9 protein-coding genes, 1 tRNA gene and 1 other RNA gene are annotated in these 11,136 nt (G+C 49.1%); 5 read left to right on the forward strand and 6 right to left on the reverse strand.

From position 1 onward, the window contains the following. Window positions 1-59 precede the first annotated feature (59 nt). From ACLJQD_RS06465 to ACLJQD_RS06480, 4 genes are all read right to left on the reverse strand, one after another. Window positions 60-191, reverse strand: a non-coding RNA gene (locus ACLJQD_RS06465) — RtT sRNA. A 44-nt stretch (window positions 192-235) separates the two neighbouring features. Next, a tRNA-Tyr gene (locus ACLJQD_RS06470) sits at window positions 236-320 on the reverse strand. 158 nt (window positions 321-478) lie between these two features. Further along, entirely contained in the window at window positions 479-1,321 is an 843-nt protein-coding gene (gene purU, locus ACLJQD_RS06475; RefSeq protein WP_001191156.1) for a formyltetrahydrofolate deformylase, read from the reverse strand. 50 nt (window positions 1,322-1,371) lie between these two features. After that, window positions 1,372-1,830, reverse strand: coding sequence for a YchJ family protein (locus ACLJQD_RS06480; RefSeq protein ID WP_001540172.1), 459 nt, complete (start codon window positions 1,828-1,830; stop codon window positions 1,372-1,374). 110 nt (window positions 1,831-1,940) lie between these two features. On the opposite strand from ACLJQD_RS06480, the gene rssA reads away from it, so the two are divergent. From rssA to galU, 3 genes are all read left to right on the forward strand, one after another. After that, window positions 1,941-2,846, forward strand: coding sequence for a patatin-like phospholipase RssA (gene rssA / locus ACLJQD_RS06485; RefSeq protein WP_001230575.1), 906 nt, complete (start codon window positions 1,941-1,943; stop codon window positions 2,844-2,846). A 90-nt stretch (window positions 2,847-2,936) separates the two neighbouring features. Continuing rightward, on the forward strand, window positions 2,937-3,950 hold the full coding sequence (gene rssB / locus ACLJQD_RS06490) for a two-component system response regulator RssB (protein ID WP_000193432.1): 1,014 nt from the start codon (window positions 2,937-2,939) through the stop codon (window positions 3,948-3,950). Window positions 3,951-4,152: 202 nt separating this feature from the next. Then, the gene (gene galU, locus ACLJQD_RS06495; RefSeq protein WP_000729450.1) at window positions 4,153-5,061 is read left to right on the forward strand and encodes a UTP--glucose-1-phosphate uridylyltransferase GalU; all 909 of its coding nucleotides are present in this window, start codon (window positions 4,153-4,155) and stop codon (window positions 5,059-5,061) included. A gap of 131 nt (window positions 5,062-5,192) precedes the next feature. Here the strand turns inward: galU and hns are convergent, their stop codons facing one another. Then, on the reverse strand, window positions 5,193-5,606 hold the full coding sequence (gene hns, locus ACLJQD_RS06500; RefSeq protein ID WP_001287383.1) for a histone-like nucleoid-structuring protein H-NS: 414 nt from the start codon (window positions 5,604-5,606) through the stop codon (window positions 5,193-5,195). Between the two features lie 662 nt (window positions 5,607-6,268). Here hns and tdk point away from each other — a divergent pair. Then, window positions 6,269-6,886, forward strand: a complete 618-nt coding sequence (gene tdk, locus ACLJQD_RS06505) for a thymidine kinase (RefSeq protein ID WP_000068097.1) — start codon at window positions 6,269-6,271, stop codon at window positions 6,884-6,886. A gap of 196 nt (window positions 6,887-7,082) precedes the next feature. On the opposite strand, the gene adhE is transcribed toward tdk, so the two are convergent. Next, the gene (adhE, locus tag ACLJQD_RS06510; RefSeq protein ID WP_000301679.1) at window positions 7,083-9,761 is read right to left on the reverse strand and encodes a bifunctional acetaldehyde-CoA/alcohol dehydrogenase; all 2,679 of its coding nucleotides are present in this window, start codon (window positions 9,759-9,761) and stop codon (window positions 7,083-7,085) included. Window positions 9,762-10,237: 476 nt separating this feature from the next. Between adhE and ACLJQD_RS06515 the strand changes: the two genes are divergently transcribed. Further along, a complete protein-coding gene (locus ACLJQD_RS06515; protein ID WP_000615840.1) occupies window positions 10,238-10,885 on the forward strand; it encodes a YchE family NAAT transporter in 648 nt (215 codons plus the stop codon). Window positions 10,886-11,136: the final 251 nt, after the last annotated feature.

Below are 11,136 nucleotides of genomic sequence, written 5' to 3' on the forward strand. Positions count from 1 at the left end.
CCGACAAGTGCAAACTTCTGCATTGCTCATCGAGTTAACTACATCGCTGTAGTGAATAATGGTGGTGGGGGAAGGATTATTCGTCGCTTCGCTCCTCACCCTACGGGCCGTTGCCGTTGGCAACGTTCTCTCGCTTTCGCTCGAGTCGAACCTTAATCGAAGGTTCTCACCCTTCCCCGACAAGTGCAAACTTCTGCATTGCTCATCGAGTTAACTACATCGCTGTAGTGAATAATGGTGGTGGGGGAAGGATTCGAACCTTCGAAGTCGATGACGGCAGATTTACAGTCTGCTCCCTTTGGCCGCTCGGGAACCCCACCACGGGGTAATGCTTAATACTGGCCCGCTTCCTTTCGGGAAGCGGGGCGCATCATATCAAATGACACGCCGCTGTAAAGCATTCCTTTGCCTGAAATGAACTGTTTGCGTACTTTTCATCCGTAACGGATTAAAGCTAATCAATTCATATTACTGACGATTAAAGAATAATCGTCCGATTGCCGTAAACAAAGACCCGCTGCGCCAGAACCTGATACAGCGCGCGGCTTAATACGTTTTTCTCAACGTCGCGCCCGGCACGCATCATATCTTCTGCGGTGTAAGTGTGATCGACATGAATCACGTCCTGCATAATGATTGGGCCTTCATCCAGATTATCATTCACATAGTGCGCGGTAGCGCCGATGATTTTCACGCCGCGCTCATAGGCCTGATGATAAGGACGCGCGCCGATAAACGCCGGCAGGAATGAGTGGTGGATATTGATAATTTTGTTCGGGAAGCGCGCCACAAAACCTGGCGTCAAAACACGCATATACTTGGCCAGCACCACATAGTCCGGTTGATGGGCATCAATGGCGTCCGCCATCTTCGTGTCATGCTCTTCACGCGTTAATCCCTCATGGCTGACCAGTTCGAAAGGGATCTCAAAACGTTCAACCAGCGAGCGTAACGTTTCATGGTTGCCAATGACCGCGGCGATTTCAACATCCAGCCCGCCATAGTTGGCTTTCATCAGCAGGTCGCCCAGACAATGCGCCTCTTTGGTAACCAGAATCACTACCCGACGGCGTCCGGCGGGATTGAGTTCACGAACAGAGCCTTCCGGTAAGGCGCTGTCCAGATCGGCCAGAAGAGTGGAATCATTGAAGATGCCTTCCAGCTCGGTCCGCATAAAAAAGCGTCCGGTGCGATGGTCCACAAATTCATTGTTTTGCACAATATTAAGCTCGTGCTTATAGCAAATGTTGGTAATCCGCGCGATAAGGCCTTTTTGATCGGGACAAATAGTACGCAGAACTTTACGTTGTAGTGATTGCATTGCCGGAAAAATCCTGTTGAGAGTGTTTGCTGTATCGATACTGTCAGGCGTCACTGGCCGCAGCACTTTTTAAATTTTTTGCCTGAACCGCACGGGCAGGGATCATTTCGACCCAACTGCGGGCGGGTACCGTCAATATAATACCACTGACCGTTTTCTTTGATAAAACGAGAGCGTTCGATAATCGCCCCGGTTTTCCCTTGTTCGGAAAAGCGCGCGATAAAACTAACATACCCTGTATTTTCTGCTTCTGACCAGGTATGTTCAAAAATAGTCAGGCCGAGCCACCTGGTATTGGCAAATCCGGCGATGATATCATCACGAAACGCGGCCGCATTGCAGGTTGGATGCCAGCTCTTAATTAAGTAATCTGCGTCTTTCATCACAAAAGCGCAGTAACGAGAGCGCATGAGATGTGACGGATCGGGTGCTACTCGTTCTCCGGACACAATACGACCACAACATAGGCTATACTCGTCAGCGCTACCACAGGGACAAGGCTGAGACACAATAATCTCCCTGAATATAAAAAACGGCGTTGAACGCCAGGGTGGCATTATGTTAACTGAGCAGTGGCGATGTTGCTACGTCTTGAAGCCAGGGGAAGTCGTTAAGTACGATGAGAAAAATGAAAATAGGGCTGGCGCTGGGATCTGGCGCAGCGAGAGGATGGTCTCATATTGGGGTCATCAAAGCCCTCAAGCAAACAGGCATTGATATTGATATCGTTGCAGGATGCTCAATAGGTTCACTGGTCGGCGCCGCGTATGCCTGTAATAAATTATCGGCGCTTGAACAGTGGGTATGTTCATTCCGCTACTGGGATGTTTTACGCCTGATGGATGTATCCTGGGGCAGAGGAGGGTTGCTTCGCGGCGAACGCGTATTTAATCACTATCGGGATATTATGCCCGTCACGGATTTTGACCACTGTTCAAGACGTTTTGGCGCGGTCGCGACGAATCTTAGCACTGGACGAGAGCTATGGTTTACTGAAGGCGATCTACACCTTGCTGTACGCGCGTCTTGCAGTATGCCAGGGCTGATGTCTCCGGTTGAGCATAACGGTTACTGGCTGGTAGATGGCGCAGTCGTTAATCCGGTACCTGTTTCGTTAACCAGGGCGCTGGGGGCCGATATCGTTATTGCGGTAGACCTGCAACATGATGCCCACCTCATGCAGCAAGATTTACTCTCTGTAAATGTCGGGAATATCAATGAAGAGAGCGATGATGCGCTGCCCTGGCATAAGCGTTTAAAAGAACGTTTCAGTAGCCTGACTTCACGCCGTGGCGTGAGTTCGCCTGGGGCAATGGAAATCATGACAACCTCCATTCAGGTGTTGGAAAATCGTCTTAAACGTAACCGTATGGCTGGCGATCCGCCTGATATTCTCATTCAACCATTCTGTCCGCAAATCTCTACGCTGGATTTTCATCGCGCCCATGCCGCTATTGCGGCGGGTCAGTTAGCCGTAGAGAAAAAGATGGACGAACTTATACCCTTGGTGCGTACCGACGTTTAATGTACCTTTTACGATCACTTAAGCAAATTCTGACAGGCGCAAGCGGCAATACCATGCCACTATTGATTAAAGCCAGTCAGGGGAGAGAACATGACGCAGCCATTGGTCGGAAAACAGATTCTTATTGTTGAAGACGAGCCTGTATTTCGCTCGCTTCTGGATTCGTGGTTTTCCTCTTTGGGAGCGACAACGGCATTGGCAGGCGACGGGGTGGATGCCCTGGAGTTGATGGGGCGTTTTACCCCTGATCTCATGATATGTGATATCGCTATGCCGAGAATGAACGGTCTCAAACTGGTAGAAAACTTACGTAATCGCGGAGACCAGACGCCTATTCTGGTTATTTCCGCAACAGAAAATATGGCGGATATCGCCAAAGCGTTACGCCTTGGGGTTGAAGATGTCTTGCTGAAGCCGGTAAAAGATCTCAACCGCTTGCGGGAAACCGTATTCGCTTGCTTATACCCTAATATGTTTAACTCGCGGGTTGAAGAAGAAGAACGCCTGTTTCGTGACTGGGATGCAATGGTGAGTAATCCAACCGCCGCAGCGCAATTGTTGCAGGAATTGCAGCCCCCGGTACAGCAGGTGATTTCCCATTGCCGCATTAATTACCGGCAGCTCGTCTCCGCCGATCAGCCTGGACTGGTGCTGGATATTGCGCCGCTATCTGATAACGAACTGGCATTTTATTGCCTGGATGTCACCCGGGCGGGCGATAACGGCGTGTTAGCCGCATTGTTGCTGCGAGCGCTATTTAACGGCTTATTGCAGGATCAGCTCGGCCAACAAAAGCACCGTTTACCGGAGTTAGGCGCGCTATTAAAACAGGTAAATCATCTGCTCAGACAAGCCAATTTACCTGGGCAATTCCCGCTATTTGTCGGCTACTATCACAGTGAGCTCAAAAATTTGATTCTCGTCTCCGCCGGATTGAACGCCACCTTAAATACGGGCGCTCATCAGGTTCAAATTAGCAGCGGCGTGCCGCTAGGAACATTGGGTAACGCCTACCTTAACCAATTAAGCCAGCGTTGCGACTCATGGCAGTGTCAAATATGGGGCGCAGGAGGGCGTCTGCGATTGATGTTGTCTGCGGAATGACCAAACGGAAGAGTGAGCGGAAATTGCTTTACCGGCCTTTCCCGACGAGTGTTACTATCTGCGGCAGATTTATAAGTATTTGTCTTAATTATACCAATATAAGTCCTTTTTGGACCTGAGGCTTGTTCTGGTACTGATATACTGGAACACGATACAGATTAATGAACACGTTCAATACATGAACAGTCCAGGAGAATTTTAAATGGCTGCCCTTAATTCGAAAGTCAAAAAAGCCGTTATCCCGGTCGCGGGATTGGGAACCAGGATGCTGCCAGCGACCAAAGCTATCCCGAAAGAGATGCTGCCGCTGGTTGATAAGCCATTAATTCAGTACGTCGTGAACGAATGTATCGCTGCTGGCATTACTGAAATCGTGCTTGTTACGCACTCGTCTAAAAACTCTATTGAAAACCACTTTGATACCAGTTTTGAGCTGGAAGCGATGCTGGAAAAACGCGTTAAGCGTCAGCTTCTGGAGGAGGTTCAGTCTATTTGCCCTCCGCATGTCACTATTATGCAGGTACGTCAAGGGCTGGCAAAAGGCCTGGGCCATGCCGTATTGTGCGCGCATCCCGTTGTCGGAAACGAACCTGTCGCTGTTATTCTGCCAGACGTTATTCTTGACGAATATGAGTCCGACCTGTCTCAGGATAACCTGGCTGAAATGATCCGCCGTTTCGACGAAACCGGCAATAGCCAGATTATGGTTGAGCCGGTAGAAGATGTGACTGCATACGGCGTGGTAGATTGCAAAGGCGTTGAGCTGGCGCCGGGCGAAAGTGTGCCGATGGTTGGCGTGGTTGAAAAACCAAAAGCGGATGTTGCGCCGTCTAACCTTGCGATTGTTGGGCGTTATGTGTTGAGCGCGGATATCTGGGCGTTGCTGGCGAAAACCCCTCCGGGCGCCGGGGATGAAATTCAGTTGACCGATGCTATCGATATGCTGATCGAAAAAGAAACGGTTGAAGCCTACCACATGAAGGGTAAAAGCCATGACTGTGGTAATAAGTTAGGATATATGCAGGCATTCGTTGAATATGGCATCCGTCATAATTCGCTGGGTGCTGAATTTAAAGCCTGGCTTGAAGAAGAAATGGGTATTAAGAAGTAACGATACGTTATAAATTTTTTAACAGAAGCGCTGGTAAATCCGGCGCTTTTTTTATGCCTGGGGTCGTCAGCAGAGAGCTCAGGCAAAAAAAATCCCGCCAGCGGCGGGATTTTAAGCATCCAGGAAGTAAATTATTCCTTGATCAGGAAATCTTCCAGTTGCTTACCTTGTTCTTCCATTGCTTTTTTGATTACAGCCGGTGTACGACCCTGGCCAGTCCAGGTTTTAGTTTCACCGTTTTCGTCAACATAGCTATATTTAGCCGGACGAGCTGCGCGTTTAGCTTTGGTGCCGGATTTAGCGGCAGCCATGCTATTCAGCAGTTCATTCGGGTCAATGCCGTCGGCAATTAACATTTCACGATACTGTTGCAGTTTACGAGTGCGTTCTTCCACTTCAGCAGCAGCAGCGCTTTCTTCTTCACGACGCTCATTAACGACAACTTCTAATTTTTCCAGCATTTCTTCAAGCGTTTCCAGAGTACATTCTCTTGCCTGCGCACGAAGAGTACGGATGTTGTTCAGAATTTTAAGTGCTTCGCTCATTGTAGTAATCTCAAACTTATATTGGGGTGGTTTGTTGAGCTAATAATAGAGCGATAAATTCAGTTGTGCAATAGCCAGGAATGTAAGGAATTCAAAATTACGCTTTATTAAGCACACGTTTTAATTATCTCAACTTAAATTTTCCTTGAGACGCCGCACAAAAAAGAGCTTATTGGCAGGGGGGATACTCACCGTCTGTCGCTAAAAATTTAGGAGTCAGGTCACATTTTATCATGATGAAATACGATCTCATTGCAGAGATATCAATCTCTTGTATTAGCTTTCCTTACAAGAAAACCCTATTACTTTGCACCGGGTATGAGTAACGGTAACAATAAGTACAAGGTTTTCATATTGGCGGGTGATGATAAGCATTGTTGATGAATTTTAACGGCATAATTTGTGAAGGAATGTGTATATACCCTTCATACTTCAAGTTGCTTATGTGTTGGCTACGCTCGCTCACCCCAGCCACATAGATATCTATGCTCCTGGGGACTCACTCCCTTGCCGCCTTTAAGCAACGCGAATTATTTTGGGTATAGTGAGCGATGTTTGTACAATTCTTAATACTCACCGGAGCGCGAGCCGCGCCGTCGCGTCGGTAAATTATGGTACAATCCCGCCAATCTTTATTTCACTCAGGTGAGGTCCTGCGACCAATGGCACAGCTATATTTCTACTATTCGGCAATGAATGCGGGTAAGTCGACTGCACTGCTGCAATCTTCATACAATTATCAGGAACGCGGGATGCGTACCGTCGTATATACGGCGGAAATCGACGATCGTTTCGGCGCAGGCAAAGTCAGCTCTCGTATCGGTTTGTCGTCGCCGGCAAAATTGTTTAACCAAAATACATCCTTGTTTGAAGAGATTCGTGCCGAGAGCGCGCGGCAGACAATACATTGCGTGTTAGTCGACGAAAGCCAGTTTTTGACTCGCCAGCAGGTTTATCAATTATCCGAGGTTGTCGACAAATTAGATATTCCAGTACTTTGCTATGGGCTACGAACAGACTTTCGTGGGGAGCTCTTTGTCGGCAGCCAATACTTGCTGGCATGGTCAGATAAGCTGGTGGAATTAAAAACTATCTGTTTCTGCGGTCGTAAAGCCAGTATGGTTCTGCGCCTTGATCAGGACGGCAGGCCTTATAACGAAGGCGAACAGGTGGTTATTGGCGGGAATGAACGCTACGTTTCAGTTTGCCGTAAGCATTATAAGGACGCGCTGGAGGAGGGCTCACTGACGGCGATTCAGGAGCGCCATCGGCACATATGATACCTGAGGTAAAGATCGGCTTATAAAACGCCCTGTAGCGCTTTGGAGGTCATTATTCAGGCCTCCTGACGAAGGGCGTGCCGTGAGCACGTAGGCCAGATGATCAGCATAGCGCCTTCAGGCATCAGATAAACAGGTAAAACAAAAAAACGGCCTCAATTGAGGCCGTTTTTGTCATGCTAAAGCAGATAACGAATTAAGCGGATTTTTTCGCTTTCTTCTCTGCTTTCGGTGTGGCAACGACGTCTTTCTTCGCTGCAACTTCACCTTCGGTGAAATCACGACCGTAGTAGGTATCCAGCAGAATCTGTTTCAGTTCGGAGATCAGCGGATAACGCGGGTTAGCGCCGGTGCACTGGTCATCGAAGGCATCTTCAGACAGTTTGTCAACGTGTGCCAGGAAGTCAGCTTCCTGCACGCCTGCTTCACGGATAGACTTAGGAATGCCCAGCTCAGCTTTAATGCTTTCCAGCCATGCCAGCAGTTTTTCAATCTTAGCGGCGGTACGGTCGCCCGGCGCGCTCAGGCCCAGGTGGTCAGCAATTTCAGCGTAACGGCGGCGTGCCTGCGGACGATCGTACTGGCTGAAAGCGGTCTGCTTGGTCGGGTTGTCATTCGCGTTGTAGCGGATAACGTTACAAATCAGCAGGGCGTTCGCCAGACCGTGCGGAATGTGGAACTGAGAGCCCAGTTTGTGCGCCATGGAGTGACATACACCGAGGAAGGCGTTGGCAAACGCGATACCGGCGATAGTCGCTGCACTGTGAACACGTTCACGCGCAACCGGGTTTTTAGACCCTTCGTGGTAAGACGCCGGCAGGTTTTCTTTCAGCAGTTTCAGAGCCTGCAGAGCCTGACCGTCAGAGAACTCAGAAGCCAGTACGGAAACATAAGCTTCCAGGGCGTGAGTTACCGCATCCAGACCACCGAACGCACACAGGGACTTCGGCATATCCATCACCAGGTTGGCATCGACAATCGCCATATCCGGGGTCAGGGCATAGTCAGCCAGCGGATATTTCTGACCGGTTGCATCGTCGGTCACAACCGCAAACGGTGTGACTTCAGAACCGGTACCGGAAGTGGTGGTGACGGCGATCATTTTCGCTTTCACGCCCATTTTCGGGAACTTGTAGATACGTTTACGGATGTCCATAAAGCGCAGCGCCAGTTCTTCGAAGTGAGTTTCCGGATGTTCGTACATGACCCACATGATTTTCGCGGCGTCCATCGGGGAACCGCCGCCCAGCGCGATGATTACGTCCGGTTTGAAGGAGTTCGCCAGCTCAGCGCCTTTACGAACAACGGAAAGCGTCGGGTCGGCTTCAACTTCGAAGAAAACTTCGGTTTCAACGCCAGCCGCTTTCAGCACAGAGGTGATCTGGTCTGCGTAGCCGTTGTTGAACAGGAAGCGGTCAGTCACGATGAGCGCACGTTTGTGGCCATCAGTAATCACTTCATCCAGCGCGATGGGCAAAGAGCCACGGCGGAAGTAGATAGATTTCGGAAGTTTGTGCCACAACATGTTTTCAGCTCGCTTAGCAACGGTTTTCTTGTTGATCAGGTGTTTCGGACCAACGTTTTCAGAGATGGAGTTACCACCCCAGGAACCACAACCCAACGTCAGGGAAGGTGCGAGTTTGAAGTTGTACAGGTCACCGATACCACCCTGAGAGGCCGGGGTGTTGATCAGGATACGCGCGGTTTTCATCATCTGACCGAAGTAAGCAACGCGTTCTGGCTGGTTATCCTGGTCAGTGTACAGGCAGGAGGTGTGACCGATACCGCCCATAGCGACCAGTTTTTCTGCTTTTTCTACCGCTTCTTCGAAATCTTTCGCACGGTACATCGCCAGAGTCGGAGACAGTTTTTCGTGTGCGAACGGTTCGCTTTCATCAACGACCGTAACTTCACCGATCAGAATCTTGGTGGTTTCTGGTACGGAGAAGCCTGCCAGTTCAGCGATTTTGTAGGCTGGCTGACCGACGATAGCGGCGTTCAGAGCGCCATTTTTCAGGATAACGTTTTGAACCGCTTTCAGCTCCTGGCCCTGCAGCATGTAGCCGCCGTGGCTGGCGAAACGTTCGCGAACGGCATCATAGACGGAATCAACAACGACAACAGACTGTTCAGAAGCACAGATTACGCCGTTATCGAAGGTTTTAGACATCAGAACAGACGCCACAGCGCGTTTGATGTCAGCGGTTTCATCAATGACAACCGGGGTGTTGCCTGCGCCTACGCCGATAGCCGGTTTACCGGAGCTGTATGCTGCTTTAACCATGCCCGGACCACCGGTCGCAAGGATCAGGTTAATGTCAGGGTGATGCATCAGCGCATTTGACAGTTCTACGGAAGGTTGATCGATCCAGCCAATCAGATCTTTCGGCGCGCCGGCAGCGATAGCCGCTTGCAGAACGATGTCTGCCGCTTTGTTGGTTGCTTCTTTAGCGCGCGGATGCGGAGAAAAGATGATGGCGTTACGGGTCTTCAGGCTAATCAGCGATTTGAAGATCGCGGTAGAGGTTGGGTTAGTGGTTGGAACGATACCGCAAATAATGCCGATAGGTTCAGCAATGGTGATGGTCCCGAAGGTGTCGTCTTCAGACAGCACGCCGCAGGTTTTTTCATCTTTATAGGCATTGTAAATATATTCAGAAGCGAAGTGGTTTTTAATCACTTTGTCTTCCACGATACCCATACCGGATTCGGCGACGGCCATTTTGGCCAGCGGAATGCGGGCATCAGCGGCTGCCAGAGCGGCGGCGCGGAAGATTTTGTCGACCTGTTCTTGAGTGAAACTGGCATATTCACGCTGGGCTTTTTTTACACGCTCTACGAGTGCGTTAAGTTCAGCGACATTAGTAACAGCCATAATGCTCTCCTGATAATGTTAAACTTTTTTAGTAAATCATCTGCGCGATACGTGAGTATAGACAGATCGACGATACTTTGTATAAATGCCTGAAATTCAGGTGGTTACTTAACGTCCGTTTCGCTCTGATTTACTAAAAGAGCTTCTGCGTTAGTATCATTTAACTCTAACGCGTTACGTCCAGGTGGCGTAAGCAAGATTACTCACTTCTGAGTAGCGATTGTGTGATCTAAATCAAGATTACGCAAAGCTGACACCTTTCAGCAGGCCATTTTAGCCTTTTATGTAAATTGTTAAGAAATCGTTGTCATGAAGAGTGAGTGGATTAGCATAACGAGTACATATAAATAACAGCGATGAATGGATGAAATTAGGTGTAGATAAGAGGTGAACTATGCGAATAAAAGGCGTATCTTCTGCGCGTTTTGATCATTAACGAAAATTGACTTCATCCGGCTAACGCTTCGGAGCTAACCGTGATTCAACCGCTTTTTGATTTTCCTGTTTACTTTAAGTTCTTTATCGGGCTCTTTGCGCTGGTTAACCCGGTGGGGATTATCCCCGTTTTCATCAGCATGACCAGCTACCAGACGGCCACGGCGCGTAATAAAACTAACCTCACCGCGAATCTGTCGGTTGCGATTATCTTGTGGAGTTCCTTATTCCTCGGCGATGGCATCCTGCAGCTGTTTGGTATTTCTATTGACTCGTTCAGAATTGCGGGCGGTATCCTGGTTGTCACCATTGCAATGTCGATGATCAGCGGGAAGCTGGGGGAAGATAAACAAAACAAGCAAGAAAAGTCAGAGACGGCCATACGCGAGAGCATTGGCGTTGTGCCGTTAGCGCTGCCGTTAATGGCAGGGCCAGGGGCGATTAGCTCCACTATCGTCTGGGGGACGCGTTATCACAGCATCGCGCATTTGCTTGGCTTTTCAGTTGCCATTGCGCTTTTTGCGCTTTGCTGCTGGGGCGTGTTCCGTATGGCGCCGTGGCTGGTTCGTTTGCTGGGGCAAACCGGTATCAACGTTATTACCCGAATCATGGGGTTGTTGTTAATGGCGCTCGGCATCGAATTTATTGTCACAGGAATAAAAGGCATTTTCCCCGGCTTGCTCAACTAAACTCCCACCTGTTGATTTACAGGCGGCGCCGTAAGGGGGCCGCCTTGTGACATTCCCAGTGACATTCCCACGTAACACTTCTTACTTTGATAAGCATTCAGCGTTTAAATGATAAAAAATACTAATATAATCTAATGCTATTTATTTTTATTAATCAAACTATTATCAACATTACTGAGTCCGTGAGAAGCGGTAGGTCTGTTATTTTATTCACACCATACTCTGGGGCTTGATGAAGGATTATTGAAATG

This window comes from Salmonella sp. SAL04214 (genome assembly GCF_046550615.1).
Taxonomy (GTDB): Bacteria; Pseudomonadota; Gammaproteobacteria; order Enterobacterales; family Enterobacteriaceae; genus Salmonella; species Salmonella enterica.